Here is a 26150-nt window from a genome sequence, read left to right as displayed (position 1 = left end):
GTTGTTATGCGGAGCCGTATATATCGTTCTTATTGTGGGTGGCCGTTTTTATTGTTGTTGTACGGTTCAGTAAAGCAGGGCGTGTGCCAGTTTTAGAATATCCTTTATAAACAAAAGCTTATGAAAAACTGTGCAGCCTTGCGGCGTAAAAAAACCGGGGAAACGTTACCGTCCACCCCGGTTTTGCGTTACGCGCGCGCTGCGCCGTAACAGATGTGTCAGACCGTACTCGCTTTACGACGCGGGATCCCGAGCCGTTGGCGCCGCTCCCAGAGGCATTTCCGACTGATACCAAGCTTGCGTGCCAGTTCGGTTTCCGTCATGTGGTCTTGGTGTTCGAGTACGAAATGTTGGAAATAGTCCTCGAGCGACAGATCCTCCGTCGGCTCAAGCGCTGCATCGTCGGCCGCCTGGGCGCCCGGGACATCGTCGAAGCCGTCGTCATCCAATCCTTCGAGCTCAATGTCGATCCCCAGCAGATCCGCCGGAATCTCCGGACCTTCTGACAAGATGACCGCCCGTTCCACGGCATTCTCCAGCTCACGCACATTGCCAGGCCAGCTGTAATGACGGATCGCCTGCTCAGCATCATGAGAAAAACGCAGCGTCGACACGCCCATGGTCGAACATTGGCGCGCCAAAAAGGCGTGGGCGATTTCGTTCACATCACTGCCGCGCTCGCGTAGCGCCGGCAGCCGCAGGGCGATGACATTGAGGCGGTAATACAGGTCTTCGCGGAATTGCCCGGTTTTCGAGAGGGTTTTCAGATCGCGGTGCGTAGCCGCGATCAACCGTACGTTGACCTTTTGCGATTGCACCGAACCCACGCGACGGATTTCCCCTTCCTGGAGTACGCGAAGCAGACGTGCCTGCGCCTCCAGAGGCAGCTCGCCGATTTCATCGAGAAAGAGCGTGCCGCCGTCCGCGGCCTCGACCAGGCCTGCTCTGGCCGCGCTGGCGCCGGTGAATGCGCCTTTTTCATGGCCAAACAGCTCGGATTCGATGAGGGTTTCCGGGATCGCGGCGCAGTTGACCGAGATCAGGGGCGCCTTTGCACGTCGCGAAAGGTTATGCAGGGCACGAGCGACCAGTTCCTTGCCGGTTCCCGATTCGCCTTGGATAAGCACGGTCGAGTCGGTGGGCGCGACCTTACGAATCTTGCCGAACAGATCCAGCATCGGTGCGCAGCGACCAATGATGCCGATGTCGTCCTGATCGCTGGCATCAGCGCTGGGCGATTCAGTTGGCGGACGGGTTTCCGCTGCCGCTGCGCGCATGCGTAGGATCCGGGCGACGGCCTGGAGCATTTCGTCGTGATCGAATGGCTTGGCGATGTAGTCCACCGCGCCCATTTTCATCGAGTCTACCGCCGAGCGCAGGCTGGCGTAGCTCGTCATGATCAGTACCGGTTTGCCTTCAGCCAGGCCGATGAGCTCGGTGCCCGGCGGGCCTGGAAGGCGCAGGTCGCTGATGATGAGGTCGAAACTCGAAAGGGTGTAGCGTTCTTGCGCTTCCGGAATGGAGCCGGCTTCGCTGACTTCGTACTGATTGCGCTCGAGCAGTCGGCGCAAGGCGGTGCGGATGATGCTTTCGTCTTCGACGATCAGGATGTGTGGCATGTAAACAGGCTCTCTCGACGATCTATTCGACTGGAAGGCCCATTCCAGACACGTTGCCTGGTGGAGGCCTCATCGCAGCCGTCTATGTCAGGGCGGACGCCGCTTCGACATGCCTCGGCAAAGTGACCCTGATCCGGGTACCGCGTTGTTGGATCGGATCGGCCGGGCTGTCGATAATTATTTGGCCATAATGCTCTTCCACGATCGAATAGACCAGCGCCAGACCCAATCCGGTCCCCTGGCCTGGCTCTTTCGTGGTGAAGAATGGCTCGAACAATTGGTCCATGATCGCCTTGGGAATGCCTGTGCCTTCGTCCTCGACGATGAGATCGATCGTGTGCTCACCGGCTTCGCTCCGGGCGCGGATGACACCGTTGGCGGGGGAGGCGTCGCGGGCGTTGGATAACAGGTTGATCAGCACCTGAGCCAGCCGCTGCGGATCGCCGTCCACCAGGTGTTCGGGGTTGCACAGGTTGTAGAACTGCACGTCGTTGCCCCGTTTGTTGAGTGACAGCAGGCCGATCGCCTCGCGGGCGGTGTCCGCAAGGCTGACCGCTTCAGTACTCTGCCGGCTCCCCGCATGGGCGAAGCTCATGAGCGACTGGACGATGCGCGAGACGCGTTTGGTCTGTTCGATGATCTGGCTGCTGGTCTCGATGATTTCCTCATCGTTTTCCCGTTCTTCGCGCAGGTTTTGGGCGAGGCAAGCGATGCCGGTGATGGGATTGCCGATTTCGTGGGCAACGCCTGCAGCTAGGCGTCCGATGGAGGCCAAGCGTTCTGAATGAATCAGCTTGTCTTCAAGAGACTGGTTTTCGGTCAGATCCTCGACGAGAAGGACCAATCCGCTGTTGACGGGCGAAAGTGGTTCGATGATGGCCGCCTTGTGCAAGCTGAGCCAGCGTGTCTGGCCATCGAGCCCAAGCCTTTTCTTGTGCAGATGCTCATCCGACTGCCCGACGAAATCCAGCAGCAGATCGCGCCACGGATTCGGCAGAGTCGTCAGGCGCGACCCTACGACCTGCAATGCGGGAACGCCGGTCAGTTCCTCCATCGCACGGTTCCACATGAGGATTTCCTGATCCTTGGCGAGCGAGCAGACGCCCATCGGTAACTCTTGCAACGTCTGGCGGTGGTAGCGGCGCAGGGCATCCAGCTCCGCGGCCAGGCCCGTCAGGCGGGACTGATATTCCTCGAGCCGGGTTTCGATGAAGTGGATGTCCTCGGTGACATAGGTTTCGTTGTCCGTACGATAGGGCAGGAAGGTTTCCACCATGTCCTGCGCAACGCTCGGCCCCATTAGGCCGGATAGGTTCGCTTCGATACGGTCCCTCAGCCGCCGCAATGCGTAAGGGCGGCATTCGTCGAAGGGTAGGTCGAGATCCCGCAGGGCCTTCTCGACTTCCTTTTGCGCGGTCTTCGCGCCCAGCGGCTTGGCCAGTTGTTCGGCAAATTCCTGGGGTGAGCCGGCGACCAGATCGCGCCGCTGGGGCCGGCGCACGTTGTCGACGGCGCATGCTTCGGCGGCGGCCTGTTCCTCGGGGCTGAGATCGGTGAACAGGGAGACCAGGGTGAACACGAGCACGTTGGCGGCCAGTGACGCGATCGCGGCGAGGTGCCAGCTCGTGTCGTCCAGCACGTAGACGACGTCCAGCACCGGGATGTAGAACCCTGGCCAACTCCCCATTAGCGGGAGCAACATGGTCAGGCTCCAGACGCTCGCGCCCGCGAGAAGTCCGGCGATGAAGCCGCGGCGATTCGCCGTCGGCCAGTACAGCACCGAGAGGGCGGCGGGAAGAAATTGCAGCGTCGCTACGAAAGACACGATGCCAAGGTTAGTTAGGCCCTGGCCCGGGCCGAGCAGATAGTAGAAGCCGTAGCCCGCCATGATGATCGCGGCAATCAGCGCGCGGCGCGTCCATTTAAGCCAGCGATAGATATTGCCGCCGGCAGGTGGCTGGTACAGCGGCAGCACCAGATGGTTGAGCGCCATCCCCGACAGCGCGAGCGTCGTGACGATAATCAGTCCGCTGGCGGCCGACAGCCCACCGACATAGGCCACCAGTGACAGCAGCGGGCTGTCGACCTGAATACCGAGGCCCAGCGTGAAATATTCGGGATGCGTGTCGATCCCCAGTCGCAACCCCGCCCAGAGGATGGGTGGTATCGCCAGGCTCATGAGCAGCAGGAAAAGCGGTAGCGCCCAACTGGCGACGACCAACGAGCGTGGGTTGAGGTTTTCGGTGAAGGTCATGTGATACATGTGCGGCATGACGATCGCGGCCGCGAAGAACACCAGCAAGAGCGTTCGCCATGGACCTTCCTGCAACGGCGAGTGCAGGGTCGCGAGGGCGACTTGGTTCTCCATCAGCCAAAGCTCCAGCGCGCCCGGACCGCCGAAAACGCCGTACACCGCATAGAGTCCAATCGAGGCAATCGCGATGAGCTTCACCAGCGATTCAAATGCGATGGCGAAGACCATGCCTTCGTGTTTTTCCCGGGTCGCGATATGCCGAGCGCCGAACAGGATGGTGAAAAGAATGATCCAGGCGCAGAACCCTAATGCGATCCGTGCGGGCTGCGGCTCGCGGGTGAGGATGCCGATGGAATCGACAACGGCCTGAATTTGCAGCGCCAGCAACGGCAAGACCGCGATCAGCATGAACAGCGTGGTCAGCGCGCCGGCCCAGGAGCTGCGAAAGCGAAACGCGAATAGGTCGGCGAGCGAGGATAGCTGATAGGTGCGCGTGATACGCAGGATCGGATTGAGCAGTACGGGGGCCAGCAGGAACGCCCCGGACAGTCCGAGGTAGACGGCCAGGAAGCCGTAACCGTATTGGTAGGCCAGCCCCACCGTGCCGTAGAACGCCCACGCGCTGGCGTACACACCCAGCGATAGCGTGTAGGTCAGGGGATGACGAATGAGGCGGCGCGGCATGATGCCCCGGTCGCTCAACCAGGCGACGCCGAAAAGCAGGAGCAGGTACGCGGTGCTGATGAGAATCAGCTGAGTCAGGCTATAGCTCGTCTGCATCGCGATGGCTCTGTAGCAGGAAGGTGACGACGATCAGGATCAGCCAGAGCAGGTAGGGGCGATACCAGGCGCTACCGGGGGCAATCCACCAATCCATGATGGCGGGAGAGAACAGGTAGATTCCGACCACGAGAATCAGAACCAGTCGATAGATGTACATGAGGTCGATTGGCCTTGAGCGTTGGGCTACCCGTTATAAAGGCTGTTAGCAGGGTTGGCGAGTCTGACGAGCGACGATCAGAGCAGGTCGGCTTCGGCCAAGGTCGCGTGGCGAGGGATGCGTTCGGCGTTCCAGTGGGTGATACCCCAGTGGATGACGGTGTCGGTTGGCGCCTTCGCGAGGTCCTCGGGCGGGCATTGCCCCAGTGCGCGGAGGGCACGCGTCAGTAGCGCAGGTGCCTCGTCGGGCGGCAAGGGTGGTGAACGATAGGCCTTGCCGAGCTTGTGTCCGTCGGGCTGGACGATCAACGGGATGTGCAGGTAACGCGGATGCGCGAAGCCCAGCAGCTCTTGCAGATAGAGCTGCCGGGGCGTGGAGTCCAGGAGGTCGGCGCCGCGGACGATATCGGTGATTCCTTGCCAGGCATCGTCCAGTACGACAGCGAGCTGGTAGGCGTAGAGCCCATCGCGTCGGCGGATCACGATATCCCCGACCTCTCGCCCAAGGTGCTGCTCGATCTGGCCCTGCAGGCGGTCCTCGAAGCGATAGGCGAGGGCGGGCACGCGCACGCGAATCGCCGCGTCATGGGCTGCGTGGTTCGCCTCGCGACATAGGCCGGGATAGACGCCTTGATGGGGCTCGAGGGTCTTGCGCGAACAGGTGCACGCGTAGGCCAAGCATTGGGCGAGCAGGCGGGCGACGCATTCGGCGTACGCCTCATGACGGGCGCTTTGATACTCGACGGCGCCGTCCCAGTGCAGCCCATAGGTTTCCAGTGTGCGCAGGATGAGGTCTTGGGCACCGGGCATTTCACGTGGGGGATCGAGATCTTCCATCCGCACGAGCCAGCGTCCGCCCACGGCGCGAGCGTCGAGGTAAGAGGCCAGCGCGGCGACGAGTGAGCCGAAATGCAGAAGGCCGCTGGGAGTGGGCGCGAATCGCCCGACGTAGGCTTTTTTATTCATTGGGCATGAAAAAAAGGGCGCCGCTTGTCCCTTTGAAAACGTTGAGCGAACCCTGTTTTCGAGTGGACCGCGGCGCCCCTTTTGGCGATCAGGAACCGAGTTGCTTTTCCTTGATTTCCGCCAGTGTCTTGCAGTCGATGCACAGGGTCGCGGTAGGGCGCGCTTCCAGGCGACGAATGCCGATCTCGACACCACAGGAATCGCACCAGCCGTATTCGTTGTCTTCGATCAGCTGCAGCGTCTCGTCAATTTTCTTGATCAGCTTGCGCTCGCGGTCGCGGGTGCGCAGTTCAAGGTTGAATTCTTCTTCCTGGGTCGCACGGTCAGCAGGGTCGGCGAAGTTGCCCGCGTCTTCCTGCATGTGATGCACGGTGCGGTCCACTTCTTCCATCAGCTCTTTCTTCCAGCGGTTGAGCAGATGCGTGAAGTGAGCACGCATGGCATCGCTCATGTACTCCTCACCCTTGGTTTCCTGGTAAGGCGCTACGCCGCGGTTCAGTTGGCTGTTCAATTCGTTCTCTTTGGTGGGCATGGATGACCGCCTCTCGCTCTTTCTAATCCACTGCGCAGGAAAATGTCCTTCGCCGGTTCGACCGGCCCCGCGTCTGCAAGCGGGCGAACTTACCAGATCGCCAGGGTGACCGCTACTCCAGTCAATGGGCCGGCTGCCGCCGCCGTGTCGACTTCGCTAGAATCGCCGTTTCGACCTGATAAAAGGAAGGCCAATGGCCCTGTCCTACAGCGCTCGCAGCCGCGCTATCGAACCGTTTCATGTTATGTCCCTGTTGGCGCGAGCCAACGAATTGCAAGCCGCCGGACATGACGTCATACACCTCGAAATTGGCGAGCCGGATTTCACAACGGCCGCGCCCATCGTCGCCGCTGGACAGGCTGCGCTGGCCGCTGGGCATACCCGTTACACCGCTGCCAGGGGGCTTCCGCAGTTGCGCGCAGCGATCGCCGAGTTCTACCTCAGCCGTTACGGGTTATGCATTGACCCCGAACGGGTGCTGATTACTCCCGGTGGATCGGGCGCGTTGCTGTTGGCCAGTAGCTTGCTGGTCGATCCCGGCAAGCATTGGCTGCTCGCTGACCCGGGCTATCCCTGCAATCGCCATTTCCTGCGGTTGGTCGAAGGCGCCGCGAAGCTGGTGCCGGTGGGCCCAGAAGAGCGCTATCAGCTCAGTGCCGAGAGCGTAGCGGCGCACTATGACAATCAAAGTGTCGGCGCGCTGGTCGCATCGCCGGCCAACCCCACCGGTACCGTTCTTTCGCGAGAGGCGTTGAGCCGTCTTTCCCAAGCCTTGAAGGCGCGCGATGGGCATCTGGTCGTGGATGAGATCTACCACGGTCTCACCTATGGCATGGACGCGCCGAGCGTTCTCGAGGTGGATGACGACGCCTTCGTGCTCAATAGCTTTTCCAAGTACTTCGGCATGACGGGCTGGCGCCTTGGGTGGCTGGTAGCCCCGTCGGATGCCGTTCCCGAGCTGGAAAAGCTGGCGCAGAATCTCTATATCAGCGCGCCAAGCATGGCCCAGCATGCGGCGCTGGCCTGCTTCGCGCCCGAAACCCTCGAAATACTGGAAGCGCGGCGCGCGGAATTCGGTCGGCGGCGCGACTTTCTACTACCGGCGTTGCGTTCCCTTGGATTTGGGATCGAGGTCGAGCCGGAAGGGGCGTTCTATCTATATGCCAATATCTCCGGATTCGGCGGGGCCGCCGCGGATTTCTGCCGCCACTTCCTGGAAACCGAGCACGTCGCGTTCACCCCGGGCATCGACTTTGGCCTCCACCGCGCCCCTCATCATGTGCGCTTTGCCTACACCCAAGGGTTGGCGCGTCTGGAAGAGGCTGTCGAGCGCATCGCGCGTGGATTGCGGAGCTGGCAGCCCTGATGGAGTTCGTACCTGCGCTGGAGCGTGGCCGTTTGGCGCGCCGCTACAAACGCTTTCTGGCCGATATCGTCACCGAAACGGGCGAGACGATCTGTATTCATTGCCCCAATACGGGCTCGATGCACAACTGCATGGTGCCGGGAGGTGAGGTGTGGTTCAGTCGCACCGATGATCCGCGCCGCAAACTGCCGGGAACCTGGGAGCTCGCCGAAACCCCCCAGGGACGCATGGCCTGCGTGAATACCGGGCGAGCCAATGGTTTGATCGAAGAAGCCCTGCGCGCCGGAATAATCGCCGAGCTGGCAGGGTTCACTTCGCTAAGGCGCGAGGTGGCGTACGGCGAAGAGCGCAGCCGCATCGACTTCCGGCTCGAATACCCCACCGGTCCTGCTTATGTGGAAGTGAAGAGTGTTACCCTGGGATTCGACGACACCGCCGTCGCGGCTTTTCCGGATGCCGTCACCTTGCGCGGTGCACGCCATTTGCGTGAACTCGCGGCATTGGCAAGGGCAGGCGTACGTGCGGTCCAGTTGTACTGCGTCAACCTGTCCGGTATCGAGGCCGTGCGTATGGCCGACGAGGTCGATCCGGCCTACGGTCTCGCACTGCGCCAGGCGATAGGCGACGGCGTCGAGGTGCTGGCTTATGGGGTTTCGGTCACGTCGGCGCGACTGGTGGTTACCCATAGGCTTCCTGTTTTGCTCGATTGAGCGTTTCCCTGTCCGACGCGTCGCTCTCGGCTATGCATCGGTCGTATACGGCGCGAGCAAGGGCGGCGAGGACGCGTAGCGTGCGTGACAGCCGGGCGCGAACAGTGATCTAGACGCGCCCGACCCTTTCTCACGGTACCGGAGTGGCGCATGGAGCAGGTAAGCGAGCAAGCAGTGGATCAGCATGTCGATCTGGTCACGTTACGGAAAGTGATCGCCGCATCGGCCATTGGCAATTTCGTGGAATGGTTCGACTTTGCGGTGTATGGGTTCCTTGCCGTCACCATCGCGAGTTTGTTCTTCCCTCCCGGCAACGCATCACTCGCTCTCTTGCAGACGTTCGCCGTTTTCGCCGTGTCGTTCGCGTTACGGCCATTAGGGGGAATCTTCTTCGGCGTGTTGGGCGACAAGCTTGGCCGTAAGCGTGTGCTGTCCATCACCGTCCTGTTGATGGCGGGTGCGACGACATTGATCGGCTTGCTACCGACCTACCAGACCATCGGTTTGATCGCGCCGTTATTGCTGGCCTTGGCGCGGTGCCTGCAAGGTTTCTCTGCGGGGGGTGAATACGCGGGTGCGTGCGCGTTCGTCATGGAGCATGCGCCTACCGACCGCAAGGCACGATACGGCAGCTTCGTGCCGGTATCGACGTTTACCGCGTTCGCGGCAGCGGCCGGCCTGGTCTTTGGCCTTGGTACGTTTCTCTCCGAAGCGCAGATGCAAGTCTGGGGATGGCGCCTGCCGTTCCTGATCGCTGCGCCGCTGGGGCTTGTTGGGCTCTACATGCGGCTGCGACTCGATGAGTCACCGGCGTTCCAGGCGATCGCGCAGCAGTCCGAAAAGGCTCATTCGCCGCTGAAGGAAACACTGCGCGATCACGCCAAGCCCATCATCTGCCTGTCGGCGTTCATCTCGGCGACGGCGCTGTCCTTTTATATGTTCACCACCTACCTTGCGACCTATATGCAGGTCGTCGGTGGCGCTTCGCGGCCGACGGCTTTACTCGCAAGCCTGATGGCGCTGGTCTTCGCCGCGCTGTTGTGCCCGCTCGTTGGGCTTTATTCGGATTGGGTCGGGCGGCGCAGAACGATTCTTTCCGCCTGTGGCAGCTTGATCGTGGCCGTCTATCCCGCCTTCATGCTCGCGGCCACTGGGGAATTTCTGAATGCTGCGATCGGCGCCATGCTGCTTGCCGTTGGCGCCGTTGCTTGTGGCGTCGTCACAGCGGCTTTGCTTTCCGAGCAGTTTCCCACGCGGGTTCGTTACACCGCGTCGGCGTTCACTTACAACGTCGCCTACACGATCTTTGGCGGCACGGCGCCGTTGGTTGCGACCTGGTTGATCGATGTCACCGGCAACCGTATGTCGCCAGCGTTCTACCTTATCGTGATTGCTCTGCTCGCGATGATCGGGGGCATGTCGCTGCCTGAAACGGCGAAACGGCGCCTGGATTACGCCGACGCCCATTGATTCGTCCTGCAGCGACCATCCCCAGCGCGTAGAAGGGCCTGCGAGCCCTTCTGGCGATTCTGCGTCCGCACTTCAGTTTGTCTATGCGGGCGCGTTGACTTCGCTCCTCGCGCAGCCCACCTTATGCCGACTTCGACGCACACCTGTCATTCCTGCTGGGTCTTTCGTGCGCGCTGCCCCACCCTGCCGTCATAAGAAATAGAGCACATGATCAAAACGCTTTGGATGTTCGGGTTACTTGCGGGCTTGCTGGTCCAACCTACATTCGCCGATGAGCGAGCCGATGCGCAGGACCGGCAGGACCGGTTCATCGACGAGCTACTCGAGAAGATGACGGTCGATGAAAAGATCAGCCAGCTGCGGTTGGTGAGCGTGGGGCCGGAACATCCGAAGGAGACGCTGATCGCCGACATCCGCCAGGGAAAGGTCGGTGGCATTTTCAATACGGTGACGCGCCCAGATATTCGCCTTCTTCAAGACCAAGTCAAGGAAAGCCGGCTGAAGATTCCGCTTTTCTTCGCTTACGACGTGACGCACGGCCACCGAACCGCGTTTCCCATTAGCCTTGGCCTGGCGTCCAGCTGGGACCTCGAGGCGATTGGACGCAGCGGTAGGATCTCCGCCCTCGAAGCCAGTGCTGACGGCCTGGACATGACCTTCTCGCCGATGATCGACGTGACCCGTGAACCGCGCTGGGGACGTGCCTCGGAAGGTTTCGGTGAGGACCCTTACCTCACGGCCCGCATCGCGGAAGTGCTGGTAAAAGCTTATCAGGGCGACAGTCTGCGGGATCCCCATTCAATCATGGCGGTGTTCAAGCATTTCGCACTCTACGGTGCCACCGAAGGTGGACGTGATTACAACACCGTCGATATGAGCGCGCAGCGGATGTTTCAGGATTACATGCCACCCTACAAGGCTGCGGTGGACGCGGGTGCCGGCGCGGTCATGACCTCGCTCAGTGCATTGAACGGCATGCCGGGAACGGCGAACAGTTGGCTGCTGCGCGACGTCCTTCGCCAGCAATGGGGCTTCGATGGATTGGTCGTGAGCGACCATGGCGCCGTGCTGGAACTGATGCGGCATGGTGTGGCGGCGGATCCGGCGGCAGCGACGCAGATGTCGATCAATGCCGGCACGGACATGAACATGAATGACGATGCCTATCTGCATGAACTGAAGGCCTTGTTCGATTCTGGCAAGGTGCCGATGGCTGTGCTCGACGCCGCGTGCCGTAACGTGCTGGTCACGAAATACCGGCTTGGGTTGTTCGATGATCCCTACCTGCGTGCGGGTGTTGTCGCGGATGATCCGGCGGATCGCAACGCGGAAAGCCGTCTGCACCGGGCGGACGCGCGTGATATCGCGCGGCGGAGCATGGTCCTGCTGAAAAACGCCGACAGTGTCCTGCCGTTGAAAAAGAGCGGTACGTTGGCGGTAATCGGTCCATTGGCCGATAGCCAGAACGACATCATCGGAAGCTGGTCCGCAGCCAGCCTTCCCAACCAGGCGGTCACCGTACTGCGGGGCGTCACCGAAGCGATGGGCGATCGTGGTCGCGTGCTGCATGCGAAGGGCTCGAACCTCAGTAACGATCCACTGATTCAGCAGTTCATCAACGCCTATGAGGTGGTGAGCCCGCTCGATCCGCGGTCACCTGAACAGATGATCGATGAGGCGGTGGCCATTGCCCGCCAGGCGGACGTGGTCGTGGCGGTGGTAGGTGAGGCGCGCGGAATGGCGGATGAGTCAGGGAGCCGCGCTAGCCTGCAGATTCCCGATGCACAGCAAGCCTTGATCGCTGCGCTCGAGGCGACTGGCAAGCCGCTGGTGCTGGTGCTGTTGAACGGCCGACCACTGGCGCTTGGAAAGGAGCACGAACAAGCGGATGCCATGCTCGAGGCCTGGTTCCCAGGAACCGAAGGTGGACACGCGATCGCGGACGTTCTGTTCGGTGACTACAACCCGTCGGGCAAACTGCCCATGACCTTCCCGCGGACGGTGGGTCAGGTGCCGCTTTACTACAACCATCTCAATAGCGGGCGTCCGTTCCGGCCGGAAAATCGGGGCAAATACACATCGAACTACTTCGACGTGGAACATGGGCCGATGTACCCCTTCGGTTATGGACTGAGCTACACCGATTTCGAGGTGTCGCCGATTCGCCTGTCGTCGAAGACCTTGTCGTCTGGCGGGCGCATCGAGGCGCAAGTTACGGTGCGCAATATGGGGTCGCGTGCGGGCGAAACCGTGGTGCAGCTCTATCTTCAGGACAAGGTTGCGTCCATCAGTCGCTCTGTCCAGGAGCTCAAGGGTTTCCGCAAGATCGCGTTGCAGCCTGGAGAAAGTCGTGACGTGACCTTCGATGTTGGCATCGACGCGCTGAAATTCTTCAATGCGGCACTCGATTTTCAGGCAGAGCCGGGCGTCTTCAAGATTATGGTGGGCCTTGACTCGGTGGATGTGCGGTCGGACGAGTTCACGCTGGAGTGAGGTTGACCCGCTCGATTCGGCAGTTGATCTACGTTTGGCAATGCAGTAACGTCTGGTCATTCTTTGGAGACAAACGACATGTCAGCACCTTGCACAGAAGTGCCTCGTTCGCTCACTGCTCACCGCAGTGCGGTGACCTGTGGTTCGCGTGATGTGCCCGGCGTTTCCTATTCGTTTTATGGGTATTGGTTTAGCCACGGGCTAGCCTGATACCTGTCAGGCGGCCCTAAACCGGGTCGCCGCCAGTGTGTTTTTCGAAACCCCCGGTCGGTAACCCGACCGGGGGTTTTTCGTTTTCTGGCGGCTTAAAGCACGTGAACTGATTGAGGAGTAACACATGAGCACTTATCAATTTTTTGGCTACGGCATTTTTTCCTGGCGATACCTGCAATTGAGCCTTCAGCACACCCCGTCGCGAAAACCCAATAGATAGCTACCGAGCGGGCACATTGCCCGCTCGGTCAGGAGCCGTAGATATGTCCGCTGTATTGTCCCCGTTGTCACCCATGCCTTCATCCGTCGAGCCATCGCAGCCGGCTGCGCAAAACCGCCGCAGTGAGCGCTTACCCACACCACAAGAGCTACGCTCGAACGTCCACCTGGATCCCGCCCGCGCTAACCAGATACACGCGCAGCGTGATGCGGTCCGTCAGGTCCTGGACGGTCGCGATTCGCGCCTGTTGGTCGTCGTCGGCCCGTGCTCGCTGCACGATGAAGATGCTGCTATCGAGTATGGCGAGCGTCTGGTCAAGCTCGCCAAGCGCGTTGATTCCGAGCTGCTCATCGTCATGCGCGCCTACATCGAAAAGCCGCGCACGACCGTCGGCTGGAAAGGGTTCGTTTACGATCCGCGCCTGGACGGTACGGGTGACATTGCCGAAGGGCTTCACCGTTCGCGTCGCTTGATGCTGCGTTTAGTGGAAATGGGGCTACCGCTGGCGACGGAATTGCTTCAACCCTTGGTGGCCAATTATGTCGACGATCTGTTGAGCTGGTCCGCCATCGGCGCACGCACGAGCGAGTCGCAGATTCATCGCGAGATGGTGAGCGGGCTGGATATGCCTGTCGGGTTCAAGAACGGTACGGATGGCAGCATCGGTATCGCCTGTGACGCAATGCGCTCGGCGTGCAGGCCGCATCAGCATTTCGGAATCGATGACAATGGCTTTCCCGCAACGGTCGATACGCTGGGCAATCCGGATACGCATCTTGTGTTACGCGGTGGCCAGGCCGGGCCGAATTACGATGCCGGTAGCGTGAGACTCGCGTGCGAAACGTTGCGTGCCCAAGGCCTGAATCCGCGAATCATGGTCGATTGCAGTCATGCCAACAGTGGCAAGGACCCACAACGCCAGCCTGCGGTCATGGCCGATGTCATCGGTCAGCGATTGGCAGGTAATGAGGCGTTGCGAGCCGTTATGCTCGAGAGCCATCTGGGGGAGGGCGCGCAGCCGTTGAGCGATAGGCTTGCCTACGGCGTTTCCATTACGGACGGTTGCCTTGGTTGGGAGAAGACTGAAGCGTTGCTGTTGGACGCTGCCGGTAGGTTAAGCAGTGCCAGGGCTTGAGCCGCGTAGCGGCAGGTCTGCGTGTACTTGATCCGTGAGTGCTTTATGCGAGGCAAAAAAAGACCCGGCAAGAGCCGGGTCAATAACCGTGATTAGCCTGATGAGGAGATAGCCTGAAGAGCTCGAGTCCGACCTTTTCAGCTTATCTGGCTGGCCTCGCGACCAGTTGAGGTAATAGTAACAATTCTCATTTCATCGTCAAATCTTTTTGAGAATTATTTCCATTTTATAGGTTTTGGGCGATGAACGGTCTTTCAGTGGACGCTTGAGCGCTATTCCCGGCTCATTTCAGGCCTTTATAACCCCGGCAGCTTTTGGCGTATCCGTTGAATCAAACTGTCGACGCTACTGGCATCGTTGGTATCGACGCGCTTACTGCGCTCTTGCTCGAACGCACTGAGGGGCTCGCGGCTCGCTTGCTGCGCGTGAACCACATCGAGCGTGGCATCCGAAGGATCGCCGCCTTCCTGGCGCCGTTGTTCGAGCCATTCGGCGATGACTTTTTCCGGTGCATGACAATCGATGATCAGGAATGGCACACCGTGTTTTTCGGCGATTGCGGCGGCCTGCTCGCGCTGTTTAGCCTTGAGATAGGTGGCGTCGATGATGATTGGGTTGCCGGCATTGAGGCCTTGGCCTGCCAGGTCGTGCAGCCGCTGGTAGGTTCTTTCACCTGCCGCTTGGTCATACAGCGCTTCGGACGACGCGCCTGGAAACAAGCGTTTTCTCTCGACGTCCGAGCGCAGCCGAATGGCGCCGAGCGCTTCGACCAATCGCAGTGCTACATGACTTTTTCCCACGGCGGATACGCCATGGGTGATGGCCAGAAAGCGGGAGGGGATAGCGGCGTACGTTTCCGCTAGCGTGGCATATCGTCGGTACTGCCTCAGGATCACGGCGCGCTCGACTGCATCCTGCTCCTGGGCAAGGCGGAACAAGGTGACCTTGGCCCGGACCATGGCGCGATAGGCTTTGAACAGATCGAACAGGGCAAGCGCATCGTAATCGCCGGTTTGCTCGAGCCATCCACTGACGAAGCGGCGGGCCAGTGGTTTCAGGTCGCGGTCTTCCAAGTCCATCGCAACGAACGCGGCGTCCGAGGCGATATCGATCAGGCGGAAGGGCTCATTGAATTCGATGCAATCGAAAACGGCCGGTGCGCCGTCGATGAGCGTGACATTGCCAAGGTGGAGATCACCGTGGCATTCACGAATAGCGCCTTGCCTCGCCCGCGCACGAAGCAGGGGAAACAGACGCTCGATGCTGTCTTCGGTCCAGCTCTCCAGCAGCGCCAGTTGGTCGAGGTCGGCCTTGTCTTTCAGAAGCGGGCGCGCTTGTTCGAAGTTCTGGCGGAGCGGGGCAACGATGGCTTCGGCGGATGCCAAGGGATGATCTTCCGCGACGGCAGGCGTTCGGGTATGAAAATCTGCAACCAGGCGCGCCAATTCGTCGACGTGTGCGGCAGTCAGTTCTCCACGAGCCTGCACTTCGGCAAGCAGATCGGCTTGTGGAAACTGCTTCATCTTGAGTGCGAACTCGATCGGTGCATCCGTTCCGTTCAGAGCAGGGGCGTCGATGCTGCCGGTGATTGGCACGACGTCGAGATACAGTCCGTCGGTCAAGCGGGCGTTCAGGCGCAGTTCTTCATTGCAGAAATGCTCCCGGGCCGACAGCTCGGTGAAGTCGAGGAAGCCAAAATTGACCGCTTTCTTGATCTTGTACGCGTAGGGACCGGTCAAGATCACCCAGGAGATGTGGGTCTCGATGACCTGAAAGTGCTCCACGGGATGCGGGTACAGTGCCGGGTTTTGCAGGGCGTCGATCAGGGGCTGGGTCACGGCGGGCAGTCCTTATGAGTTGTCATCAAATGGCCCGCATTATTGGCCGCGAATCTCTGAGGTGCAAACCGCCGGACGTCCATAGCCGACCACGATGAAATGCGTATAATCCGCCGCCATGACACGTGCACGCTCCCCTCGCTCCCGTTCCAAACGCCGCTCCCGTGGACTTCGCCCCTGGTTAGGATGGGCCTTCAAGATTGGTCTTGTCGGTCTCGTCATTTTGGCTGGGTTCGCGATCTATCTGGATGCGGTCGTTCAGCAGAAATTCTCCGGCAAACGGTGGACCATTCCCGCGAAGGTCTACGCGCGCCCGCTCGAGCTGTTCGCCGGCCAAAGGTTGAGCAAGGACGATTTCCTCCGCGAGCTCGATGCGCTGGGTTATCGCCGTGAGAGCGTTGCGGACGGTCCAGGCGATGCGTCCGTGTCCGGCAACACAATCGATTTGCATACCCGGGGCTTCCAATCTTACGAGGGCGCTGAGCCATCGCGCGGCATTCGCGTGCGATTCTCTGGCAACTCGGTCGCTGGTCTAACTGAAGCTAGCGGCAGCCCCCTGCCAGTTGCACGGATGGAACCGATGCTTATTGGCGGGATTTATCCTGCCCAACAGGAAGATCGGATTCTGGTGAAGCTCGACCAGGCGCCATCGCGGTTAGTCGAGACGCTCGTTGCGGTGGAAGATCGCGAATTCTTCAGCCACTTCGGCGTGTCGCCCAAATCAATCATGCGCGCGGTCTGGGTCAATGCAACCTCGGGTGAAGTGCGCCAGGGCGGCAGCACGCTGACCCAGCAGTTGGTGAAGAACTTCTTCCTGACCAATGAGCGAAGCCTGTCCCGTAAAGGCACCGAGGCCATGATGGCCGTCCTGCTGGAAATGCATTACGACAAACAGGAAATCCTCGAGGCTTACCTGAACGAGGTTTTCCTCGGCCAGGACGGTCCGCGGGCGATCCATGGTTTTGGGCTCGCCAGCCAATATTTCTTCGGGCAGCCGTTTTCCGAGTTGCAATTGCATCAGGTCGCCTTGCTGGTCGGCATGGTCAAGGGCCCGACTTATTACAACCCACGCCGCCATCCCGAGCGGGCGTTGGAGCGCCGTAACATCGTCCTGGACGTAATGGCTGAACAGGGTGTTGCAACGGTTGAGGAAATCGATGCCGCCAAGAAGCGTCCGCTCGGCGTAACCGCTCGGGGCAGCGTAGCGGACAGCTCATTCCCGGCGTTCCTGGATTTGGTCAAACGCCAGCTCCGCGAGGACTATCGTGAAGAGGACTTGACCGAGGAAGGTCTGCGTATCTTCACCAGCTTCGATCCGATCAAGCAGTGGAAGGCCGAGGCGGCCATGACCGATACCTTCAAGCGCCTCGATGGCCGCAAGGGTGTCGACGAGACCGAAGCAGCGATGGTGGTCGCCGACCCCGAAAACGGCGAAATCCAGGCTTTGATCGGTAGCCGCCAGACGCGATTTGCAGGCTTTAACCGTGCACTCGATGCGGTGCGTCCGATTGGCTCGTTGATCAAGCCGGCTATATACCTGACGGCGCTTGAACAGCCGACCAAATACACGCTGACGAGCTGGCTACAGGATGAGCCGTTCTCGGTAAAAGGCGCTGACGGCCAGGTGTGGAGCCCCCAGAACTATGATCGAAAAGCGCACGGCACCATTTATCTTTATCAAGGGTTGATGAATTCGTACAACCTATCGAGCGCGCGTTTGGGGCTGGATGTGGGTGTGCCAAACGTTCTGAAAACGATCGAGAAACTCGGTGTCAGCCGGCAGTGGCCTGCGTACCCGTCGATGTTGCTCGGTGCGGGGGCGCTTACCCCGATGGAAGTGGCCACGATGTACCAGACGATCGCGAATGGTGGTTTCAATACGCCGCTTCGCGGGATCCGGAGCGTTCTTGCTGCGGACGGGGAGCCTCTGAAGCGGTATCCGTTCCAGATCCAGCAGGCTGTCGATCCCGGCGCGATCTTCCTGGTCCAGAATGCGATGCAACGCGTAATGCGCGAAGGGACCGGGCGTTCGGCCTACAATCAGGTACCGTCTTCGGTGAATCTTGCCGGCAAGACCGGCACCACGAATGATTCCCGTGATAGCTGGTTTGCCGGCTTCAGCCAGGATCAGTTAGCCGTCGTGTGGATCGGCCGTGATGACAACGGGAAAACGCCTCTGACCGGAGCGACCGGTGCATTGCAGATTTGGTCGGGATACATGGGTAAGACCTATCCGATGTCTCTGGATATGCCGGTACCCGACAATGTCGATTACGCGTGGATCGATGCGTACAGTGGACAAGGCTCTGCGCAAGGGTGCCAGAATGCGGTACAGATGCCCTATATTCGAGGCAGTGAGCCGGTTGCTGGCGCTGCCTGTGGTCAGCCCGATCAACCGCCCTCCGATACGGTGATGGATTGGGTCCGCGGCTGGCTCCAGTAATTGAGGAGTGATGGTGTGAAGAAATGCCTTTTCACGTTAGCGCTATTGGCGCTGGCGACTGGATGTTCGACCAACCCGCGTGGTTCGGTCCCTGTCGTGGATGCAGGTGCGCCGCTGTCTTCGAGTCAGCAGGGAAACGCGAATCGAGGGTACAGCCAAGCACAGCCTCAGCGGCAAGCGGCACCGACGCCCGAAGAATCGGGGGTCGTCGTGATGGTCCCTCAAGGTGCGTCCAGCGCGCCATTAGAAACGTTTCCGGCGAACGATTCTGGGTTCAACGCGCCGGCGCCTGCCGCGCAGCCGGTCTACACGCCGTCTGCTGCACCGGGGGCGTCTTCGCCTACGGGTATTCCTAGCGCTAATGCGGGGACGAGTGCCGGTTCAGGTTTGGCTGCCGATGAACAGCTCGATGGGCCGGTGCTGGCGCTGCTGACCACCGCTCAGAGTTTGCAAAGCTCGGGCGATCTGAACGGCGCAGCGTCCAGTTTGGAGCGGGCGCAACGTATCGCCCCTCGCGAGCCTCAGGTCCTGTATCGGCTGGCTGAAGTCCGTCTTGTGCAAGGGGACGCCGCTCAGGCTGAACAGTTCGCCCGCCGAGGACTGACGTACGCCAACGGTCGCCAGACTTTGCAGGCTGGCTTGTGGAACATCATCGCCAAGGCGCGTGAGAGTCAGGGTGATACGGCAGGGGCCAACGAAGCGCGCCAGCGTGCACGGGTGGGGTCGTGACTGACAGTCGCCTACCGCTGCTTGCGGATCAACTGCTGCTGGTAGAGCGGGAGTTGCGCCGATTGGGATGGTGGGAGGATATTCCACCACCAGACAAGGCGCTTACAAGCGAGCAGCCATTCTGCGTCGATACGCTGGATTTCTCGCAGTGGCTTCAGTGGATATTCTTGCCGCGTATGAAGCTGATGATCGAGCAAGACGCGGAACTGCCGACGACGTCGGGCATACGATCAATGGCAGAATACGTTTACCAAGCGCGGCTAGCCGATGCTAGGCCTCTAATAGAGGCGCTCGGTCGTTTCGACGCGCTTATTACCGGCTAGGGCGAGGGGTTCAGGCGCAGTTTGCGCCGATCCCTTTTTCCGTATCTTTGATACGCGCTTGACGCTCTTCCTCGGTCAGCCTTCTCATTTGTCCGGCGGGCTCTTCGATACGAACGCGCGGATTGTTTTTCAGATGCGACAGGTTGGTCCGAAGCATGGTGCATGCTTTCTTCCTGTTCACCTCTTGCTGCGCGACCTGCGCCTTCACGCGTTCATCAATGGCCAATTGCTCGTCTGCGGCGATCTGGCTATCTAGCTTTGGCAGCGCCGGTGGAAAACCGCCTTTGCTCAGTTGCGCAAGGCGAGTGTCGACCTTGACCGCAGAAGCATCCTCCGGAGGAAGAGCGGAGAAATGGATGACGCCGCTCGAGTCTTGCCATTTATAAACCTGCACAGCAAAAGCGGCGTTGCTGAAGGCAATTGTTAGGGCAAACCCTGTGAGGATGCGACGCATAGTGGAGATCCTTTCTCTCGACGCTACGCGGCGACTATAGCAAAGGCCGTGCTTTGGAAATGATTTAGCTTACTAACGGGCGAAGTTTCAGCTGAACGGGTTGACTTGCCACGTTTGAAGACTTAACAATGTCGCGTCAACTGTAGTGGAGCCAGCCGCAAGCTGCCTGCAGCTCAGTAGACATGAGGCGCATACCCGTGCCGACTTCTGCAACACCCGCAACGCGTTACCTCGCGCTGGGTGGGATGCTCTCCAAACGTTCGGAGTATCCCAATACTTGCCAAGTATGCTGACGTAGTCGGCGACCACCGTCGCTCATGCTCTACTAGCAAGTAAACCTATTGGAGCCGTTCTCCCCCTGAATGGCGTTCTAGCGTGTTAGAGGTGAATAACGTGGAGCTCTTGTCCGGCGCTGAAATGGTCGTCCGCTTCCTGCGTGACGAAGGCGTTAAGCATATTTATGGGTACCCGGGTGGCGCCCTCCTTCATATTTACGATGCCTTGTTCAAGGAAAAGGAAGTCACGCACATCCTTGTTCGCCATGAGCAGGCGGCCACGCACATGGCCGATGGTTATGCACGAGCGACCGGCAAAGCGGGCGTCGTATTGGTAACCTCCGGGCCTGGCGCAACGAACGCAATCACCGGTATCGCTACGGCATACATGGATTCGATCCCGATGGTGATTATTTCGGGACAGGTGGCGAGCAACATGGTCGGCACCGATGCGTTCCAGGAAACCGACATGATCGGTATTTCCCGGCCTATCGTGAAGCACAGCTTTATGATCAAGCATCCTTCCGAAATTCCGGAAGTGATGAAAAAAGCATTCTATATCGCGCAATCCGGTCGTCCGGGGCCGGTAGTCATCGATATTCCCAAGGACTTGACGAACCCGGCGGAAAAGTTCGAGTACGTCTTTCCGAAGAAAGCCAAGCTGCGCTCCTACAACCCCGCGACGCGTGGGCATTCCGGTCAGATCCGCAAAGCGGCCGAAATGCTATTGGCCGCCAAGCGCCCGGTTCTCTATTCGGGCGGCGGAGTCATCATGGGCAATGCCTCGGCGCCGCTGACCGAGCTGGCGCAGATGCTGAACCTGCCGGTGACCAACACGCTGATGGGGTTGGGTGGGTATCCAGGAACGGATCGTCGTTTTCTGGGAATGCTGGGGATGCATGGCAGCTATACGGCCAACCTTGCGATGCACCATGCGGACGTCATTCTCGCTGTGGGTGCTCGGTTCGATGATCGGGTCATTAACGGCGCTGCTAAGTTTTGCCCGACCGCGAAGATCATCCACATCGACATTGATCCGGCTTCCATTTCGAAAACGATCAAGGCCGACATTCCGATCGTAGGCCCAGTCGACAGTGTGTTGACCGAAATGGTCGCCATCGTTCGTGAGATCGGTTCAGGCGCGCCTGAAGGTGTCGCGAGTTGGTGGAAGCAGATCGAAGAATGGCGCGGTTCGCGCGGGCTGTTTCCTTACGACAAGGGCGATGGAAGCATCATCAAGCCGCAAACGGTCGTGGAAACGCTTTGCGAGGTAACGCGCGGCGAAGCCTATATTTCCTCGGACGTCGGTCAACACCAGATGTTCGCGGCCCAGTACTACACGTTCGCCAAGCCGAACCGCTGGATCAATTCTGGTGGTCTTGGAACCATGGGCTTCGGATTCCCGGCTGCAATGGGGGTGAAGCTGAATTTCCCCGATGCAGATGTGGCCTGCGTTACGGGCGAAGGCAGCATTCAGATGAACATCCAGGAAATGTCGACCTGCCTGCAGTACGACCTACCGGTGAAAATCGTGAATCTCAACAACGGCGCATTGGGGATGGTTCGCCAGTGGCAGGACATGCAATACAACAGTCGTTATTCGCATTCCTATATGGAGTCTCTGCCTGATTTCGTGAAGCTCGCTGAAGCCTACGGCCATGTGGGTATGCGGATTACTTCCCTCTCGGACCTCAAGCCGATGATGGAAGAGGCCTTCGCATTGAAAGATCGATTGGTGTTCATGGACATTGCAGTGGATACACGCGAGCACGTGTATCCCATGCAGATCCGTGACGGGTCGATGCGGGACATGTGGCTGAGCAAGACGGAGCGAACCTGATCATGCGTCATATCATTTCGTTGTTGCTTGAAAATGAACCTGGTGCGCTCTCACGCGTGGTAGGGCTTTTTTCTCAGCGCAACTACAACATCGAGACCCTTACCGTTGCTGCCACAGAGGATCCAACGCTTTCGCGTTTGACGCTCACTACGATTGGCCACGATGAGACCATCGAACAGATCACCAAGAACCTCAACAAGTTGATCGAGGTGGTGAAGTTGGTCAATTTGTCCGAGGGCGGCCACATAGAAAGAGAGCTCATGCTGGTTAAGGTCAAGGCGACCGGCGCTCAGCGGGCAGAGGTAAAACGCACGACCGATATCTTCCGTGGACAGATCGTCGATGTTACGGGAAGCACTTATACGATCCAGCTGACCGGTACCAGCGACAAACTCGACAGCTTCATCCAGGCCATCGGTACTGCAGCAATCGTAGAAACGGTTCGTAGCGGTGTGACCGGTATTGCACGCGGCGACAAAGTGTTGAGCGTCTAGAACAAGTAGCCAACTGATGGGCCGGTAGGCCAATAAAAGGGGAATTCAATGAAAGTTTTTTACGATAAAGATTGTGATCTGTCGCTTATCCAGGCCAAGAAAGTCGCCGTTATTGGTTATGGCTCACAGGGCCATGCGCACGCCTGCAACCTGAAGGACTCAGGTGTCGATGTCACTGTTGGTCTGCGCGCTGGGTCGTCGTCCGTTGCCAAGGCGGAAGCGCATGGCCTCAAAGTGAGTGAAGTGGCTAGCGCCGTTGCCAATGCTGATGTTGTGATGATCCTTACCCCTGATGAATTCCAAGGGCGCCTTTATAAAGACGAGATCGAGCCAAATTTGAAGAAGGGCGCAACCTTGGCCTTCGCTCATGGTTTCTCGATCCATTACAACCAAGTGGTGCCGCGCGCGGATCTTGACGTCATCATGATCGCGCCGAAGGCGCCCGGCCATACGGTCCGTTCCGAGTTCGTTAAAGGTGGCGGTATCCCTGACCTGGTCGCGATCTTCCAAGACGTTTCGGGTAATGCGAAGAACCTAGCGCTTTCGTACGCGTGCGGCGTCGGCGGTGGTCGTTCCGGCATCATCGAAACGACGTTCAAAGACGAAACCGAAACCGATCTCTTCGGTGAGCAGGCCGTTCTTTGTGGCGGTGCGGTCGAGTTGGTCAAGGCAGGTTTCGAAACGTTGGTCGAGGCGGGTTACGCGCCTGAAATGGCGTATTTCGAGTGCTTGCACGAGCTGAAGCTGATCGTCGACCTCATGTATGAGGGCGGCATCGCGAACATGAATTATTCGATCTCCAACAATGCCGAGTACGGTGAGTACGTAACTGGCCCTGAGGTCATCAACGACGAATCCCGTGCAGCTATGCGTAACGCGCTGAAGCGCATCCAGAACGGTGAATACGCGAAGATGTTCATCAGTGAAGGCGCGAGCAACTATCCATCCATGACGGCGTACCGTCGCAACAACGCGGCTCACCCAATCGAGCAGGTTGGCGAGCGTCTGCGTGGGATGATGCCTTGGATCGCGGCAAATCGTATTGTTGATAAAGCGAAAAACTGACGCGCTCCAATCAAAGAAGAAACGCGGCGAATGCCGCGTTTTTTCGTTGTGGGGGCGGCCTCTGCTATAAAGCGCCTGCAGCACATCACGAACTGCCGTCCCGTGTAGGCTGTCGAAAAAATAACCAGATTACGGTGTAAGGTCCCCAAAGTATGAGTGAACGTCACGATGAGACCGCAGGTAGCGAGCGCGCCCCGGACAGTCTTCTTCCTATCGATGAGCATATAGAAGAAGGGCACGACGACGAAGGGCGGAAGGTCCGTCACCGTGGTGTCTATCTACTTCCGAACCTGTTCACAACAGCCAACCTCTTTGCCGGTTTCTATTCCGTTATCAACGCCATGAACGGCAATTTCTATGTTGCCGCGGCGACCATTTTCGTTGCGATGGTGCTTGATAGTCTCGACGGCCGTGTTGCAAGGCTTACGAATACACAAAGCGCGTTCGGTGCGGAGTACGATTCCCTATCCGACATGATCGCGTTCGGAATGGCACCGGCGATACTTGCGTTTGAGTGGGCGTTGGGCAGCATTGGTAAAGCGGGATGGATGGTCGCCTTTATTTACGTGGCAGGGGCGGCCCTGCGTTTGGCCCGTTTCAATACGCAAATCGGAAAGGTGGACAAGCGCTATTTCACTGGTTTGGCAAGCCCTGCAGCTGCAGGTGTCGTTGCTGGTGTCGTCTGGGCGTTCAGCGACTCCGGCGTCCGGGGCGCCGACATGGCATTCTTCGTCGCGGTGCTCGTAGCCGCCTCCGGGATGCTTATGGTCAGCAACATACGCTATTACAGCTTCAAGGATCTGGACCTTAAGGGTCGTGTGCCATTCGTGGCGATTCTTGTAGTTGTCCTGTTGTTCGCCGTCATCTTCAGTGATCCGCCGCGCATTCTTCTGTTGATCTTCCTTGCATACGCCGCTTCAGGTCCAATTCAATACCTGATCCAATTGCAGCGCCGCAAGCACAGCTAATCGCATAAAAAGCTGAGGTCTGTGGCGCACGTATTGGTAGGAGTGATTAAGGCATGCTAATCAAGTTTCCGGCCCGTTCTGAGGCCAAAGAGTCTGACGTCACGCCTGAAAGCGTCTACCTGTCGCGCCGGGGTTTCATGAAGGCGGGTGCAGCTGTAGGTCTAGGTGCAAGTGCTCTTCCAGCGGTCCTTGCCGCGCAGGAATATCCGGACGTACCAAGCGTCGATGTACCTGCATGGCTAGAGCCGCGTTTGGTCGATGCCCGTTGGAAAGCGGTTTCGACCAATGAGCCCATCACGCCTTTCAAGGATGCGACTTCCTACAATAATTTTTATGAGTTCGGTACGAACAAGGGCGATCCCGCGCGAAATGCGTCGGGGTTGGTCGTCGAGCCGTGGACAGTAATGATTGATGGCGAAGTCGCCAAGCCCGGTCGTTACGATCTGACGAAACTCTTGGCGGATGACCGCCTTGAAGAGCGAATTTATCGCTTACGTTGTGTTGAGGCTTGGTCAATGGTGATTCCGTGGTTGGGCATTCCCCTGTCAGGGCTGATCCGGCAGGTAGAGCCGACTTCGAAGGCTAAGTACGTACGGATGGAAACCGTCGTTCAAGAAAAGGCAATGCCTGGGGTTCGGTCTAGTTTTTCGCTAGTGGACTGGCCATATGTCGAAGGGCTTCGTATGGATGAGGCCATGCATCCGCTCACGTTGCTCGCTGTCGGTATGTACGGACGCAGTCTGCCTAATCAGAACGGTGCGCCAATAAGGCTAGTCGTTCCATGGAAGTACGGCTTCAAAAGCATCAAGTCCATCGTTAAGATCTCGTTCGTACCGGAGCAACCTCGCACGAGTTGGGAGTCGCTCGCTCCGAGCGAGTACGGCTTTTACGCGAACGTTAATCCAAACGTCGATCATCCAAGGTGGTCACAAGCGCGTGAACGCCGCCTCCCTAGCGGCCTGTTCAGTCCGAATCTAATGGATACCCGCCTGTTCAACGGATACGAAGATGAGGTTGCAGGCCTCTATTCAGGGCTTGATCTGCGGGCGAACTATTGATGCCGCATCCGTACTTGCGGCTTGCGTTGTTTCTTACGTTGCTTTGCCCGCTCGGCTATTGGTTCTATCAGGCGTGGACGTTCGCACTAGGTCCCGATCCAGGTCGGGTGCTCTTATGGAATCTCGGACAATGGTCGCTGGGGTTGTTGCTGGCTACCTTATGCATGTCGCCGCTTCAACAACTTACAGGTTGGCGCTGGATCGCCTTCCGGCGTCAGCTCGGGCTGTGGTCATTTGCTTATGCACTTTTGCACCTGCTGGCTTACCTGTCCTTTGTGCTTGGCTTTGAATGGAGCCAGCTGGCTGTCGAAATTCAGCGGCGGCCCTATATTTTGGTGGGTTTTCTAGCGTTCTTAGTGCTGCTGCCGTTAGCAGGCAGTTCCAATAGACGGGCGATGCGGTTGTTAGGTAAGAAGTGGAAGCCACTGCATCGACTGGTTTATCTGGCTGTTTGCTTAGGCTTGCTCCACATGCTTTGGATAGCCCGGTCGGACATCGGGAATTGGGCGGTCTATGCCGTGATCTTTGCCATATTGATGGTGTTGCGAGTAGGCGTTGTTCGCGCATGGCTCATTAAAAGGAGGCCAGCGCGCAACAGCGAATAATAAAAGTGTCATCTGCCTATTGACGGCCTGATTTGAGGGCCTATAATGCGCACCACTTCCGGCGCAGCCTGAACCTGAAAAGCCTTGTAGATCAAGGGTTTAGGTTTAAATTAAAGGTTGCACGGAAGGCGGATTCGAGTA

Annotated in this window: 21 protein-coding genes; 14 read left to right on the top strand and 7 right to left on the bottom strand. The window is 58.9% G+C overall.

Annotated features, from left to right (window positions below):
• Positions 1-218 precede the first annotated feature (218 nt).
• The 5 genes from IEY47_RS13445 to dksA all read right to left on the bottom strand — a co-directional run bounded on the left by IEY47_RS13445 (position 219) and on the right by dksA (position 6310).
• Positions 219-1619 (bottom strand): sigma-54-dependent transcriptional regulator, encoded by a 1401-nt coding sequence (locus IEY47_RS13445; RefSeq protein WP_188983773.1) that lies wholly within the window; start codon positions 1617-1619, stop codon positions 219-221.
• An 82-nt stretch (positions 1620-1701) separates the two neighbouring features.
• Complete coding sequence (locus IEY47_RS13440) at positions 1702-4653, bottom strand: sensor histidine kinase (protein WP_188983772.1); 2952 nt, start codon at positions 4651-4653, stop codon at positions 1702-1704.
• The gene (locus tag IEY47_RS13435) at positions 4637-4813 is read right to left on the bottom strand and encodes a hypothetical protein (protein WP_188983771.1); all 177 of its coding nucleotides are present in this window, start codon (positions 4811-4813) and stop codon (positions 4637-4639) included. Before IEY47_RS13435 ends, IEY47_RS13440 begins: the two co-directional genes overlap by 17 nt.
• 77 nt (positions 4814-4890) lie before the next feature.
• Positions 4891-5778, bottom strand: coding sequence for a tRNA glutamyl-Q(34) synthetase GluQRS (gluQRS, locus tag IEY47_RS13430; protein ID WP_188983770.1), 888 nt, complete (start codon positions 5776-5778; stop codon positions 4891-4893).
• A gap of 88 nt (positions 5779-5866) precedes the next feature.
• Positions 5867-6310, bottom strand: coding sequence for an RNA polymerase-binding protein DksA (dksA, locus tag IEY47_RS13425; RefSeq protein ID WP_188983769.1), 444 nt, complete (start codon positions 6308-6310; stop codon positions 5867-5869).
• 193 nt (positions 6311-6503) lie between these two features.
• Between dksA and IEY47_RS13420 the strand changes: the two genes are divergently transcribed.
• From IEY47_RS13420 to IEY47_RS13400, 5 genes are all read left to right on the top strand, one after another.
• The gene (locus tag IEY47_RS13420) at positions 6504-7676 is read left to right on the top strand and encodes a pyridoxal phosphate-dependent aminotransferase (RefSeq protein WP_188983768.1); all 1173 of its coding nucleotides are present in this window, start codon (positions 6504-6506) and stop codon (positions 7674-7676) included.
• Positions 7676-8386 (top strand): DNA/RNA nuclease SfsA, encoded by a 711-nt coding sequence (gene sfsA, locus IEY47_RS13415; RefSeq protein ID WP_188983767.1) that lies wholly within the window; start codon positions 7676-7678, stop codon positions 8384-8386. The genes IEY47_RS13420 and sfsA overlap by 1 nt, the downstream gene beginning before the upstream one ends.
• Positions 8387-8536: 150 nt before the next feature.
• Positions 8537-9856 carry an MFS transporter gene (locus IEY47_RS13410; RefSeq protein WP_188983766.1) on the top strand — a complete coding sequence of 440 codons (1320 nt, stop codon included), beginning with the start codon at positions 8537-8539 and terminating at the stop codon, positions 9854-9856.
• 210 nt (positions 9857-10066) lie between these two features.
• Positions 10067-12349, top strand: coding sequence for a beta-glucosidase BglX (gene bglX, locus IEY47_RS13405; RefSeq protein WP_373293597.1), 2283 nt, complete (start codon positions 10067-10069; stop codon positions 12347-12349).
• A gap of 476 nt (positions 12350-12825) precedes the next feature.
• Positions 12826-13917 carry a 3-deoxy-7-phosphoheptulonate synthase gene (locus IEY47_RS13400; protein WP_188983764.1) on the top strand — a complete coding sequence of 364 codons (1092 nt, stop codon included), beginning with the start codon at positions 12826-12828 and terminating at the stop codon, positions 13915-13917.
• A gap of 296 nt (positions 13918-14213) precedes the next feature.
• Here the strand turns inward: IEY47_RS13400 and IEY47_RS13395 are convergent, their stop codons facing one another.
• Positions 14214-15755, bottom strand: a complete 1542-nt coding sequence (locus tag IEY47_RS13395) for a bifunctional aminoglycoside phosphotransferase/ATP-binding protein (protein ID WP_188983763.1) — start codon at positions 15753-15755, stop codon at positions 14214-14216.
• A 118-nt stretch (positions 15756-15873) separates the two neighbouring features.
• On the opposite strand from IEY47_RS13395, the gene mrcB reads away from it, so the two are divergent.
• The 3 genes from mrcB to IEY47_RS13380 are packed head-to-tail and all read left to right on the top strand — an operon-like array spanning position 15874 to position 19250.
• Positions 15874-18198, top strand: coding sequence for a penicillin-binding protein 1B (gene mrcB / locus IEY47_RS13390; RefSeq protein WP_188983762.1), 2325 nt, complete (start codon positions 15874-15876; stop codon positions 18196-18198).
• Between the two features lie 15 nt (positions 18199-18213).
• Positions 18214-18927, top strand: coding sequence for a tetratricopeptide repeat protein (locus tag IEY47_RS13385; RefSeq protein ID WP_308426294.1), 714 nt, complete (start codon positions 18214-18216; stop codon positions 18925-18927).
• Positions 18924-19250 (top strand): YqcC family protein, encoded by a 327-nt coding sequence (locus tag IEY47_RS13380; protein WP_188983760.1) that lies wholly within the window; start codon positions 18924-18926, stop codon positions 19248-19250. Before IEY47_RS13385 ends, IEY47_RS13380 begins: the two co-directional genes overlap by 4 nt.
• Before the next feature lie 10 nt (positions 19251-19260).
• On the opposite strand, the gene IEY47_RS13375 is transcribed toward IEY47_RS13380, so the two are convergent.
• Complete coding sequence (locus tag IEY47_RS13375) at positions 19261-19704, bottom strand: DUF4124 domain-containing protein (protein WP_188983759.1); 444 nt, start codon at positions 19702-19704, stop codon at positions 19261-19263.
• Positions 19705-20097: 393 nt separating this feature from the next.
• Between IEY47_RS13375 and IEY47_RS13370 the strand changes: the two genes are divergently transcribed.
• From IEY47_RS13370 to msrQ, 6 genes are all read left to right on the top strand, one after another.
• Positions 20098-21819, top strand: coding sequence for an acetolactate synthase 3 large subunit (locus IEY47_RS13370; RefSeq protein WP_188983758.1), 1722 nt, complete (start codon positions 20098-20100; stop codon positions 21817-21819).
• 2 nt (positions 21820-21821) lie between these two features.
• Complete coding sequence (gene ilvN / locus IEY47_RS13365; protein WP_188983757.1) at positions 21822-22313, top strand: acetolactate synthase small subunit; 492 nt, start codon at positions 21822-21824, stop codon at positions 22311-22313.
• A gap of 48 nt (positions 22314-22361) precedes the next feature.
• Positions 22362-23378, top strand: coding sequence for a ketol-acid reductoisomerase (ilvC, locus tag IEY47_RS13360; protein WP_188983756.1), 1017 nt, complete (start codon positions 22362-22364; stop codon positions 23376-23378).
• A 152-nt stretch (positions 23379-23530) separates the two neighbouring features.
• Positions 23531-24346: a CDP-diacylglycerol--serine O-phosphatidyltransferase gene (gene pssA / locus IEY47_RS13355; RefSeq protein WP_188983755.1), complete on the top strand. Its 816-nt coding sequence runs from the start codon at positions 23531-23533 to the stop codon at positions 24344-24346.
• Between the two features lie 53 nt (positions 24347-24399).
• On the top strand, positions 24400-25404 hold the full coding sequence (msrP, locus tag IEY47_RS13350; RefSeq protein WP_188983754.1) for a protein-methionine-sulfoxide reductase catalytic subunit MsrP: 1005 nt from the start codon (positions 24400-24402) through the stop codon (positions 25402-25404).
• Positions 25404-26009, top strand: coding sequence for a protein-methionine-sulfoxide reductase heme-binding subunit MsrQ (gene msrQ, locus IEY47_RS13345; protein ID WP_188983753.1), 606 nt, complete (start codon positions 25404-25406; stop codon positions 26007-26009). The genes msrP and msrQ overlap by 1 nt, the downstream gene beginning before the upstream one ends.
• Positions 26010-26150 lie beyond the last annotated feature (141 nt).

Source organism: Pseudomonas matsuisoli (assembly GCF_014647635.1).
Taxonomy (GTDB): Bacteria; Pseudomonadota; Gammaproteobacteria; order Pseudomonadales; family Pseudomonadaceae; genus Pseudomonas_P; species Pseudomonas_P matsuisoli.
The sequence above is the reverse complement of the archived record's forward strand: the minus strand, read 5'-3'. Positions and strand labels throughout refer to the sequence as shown.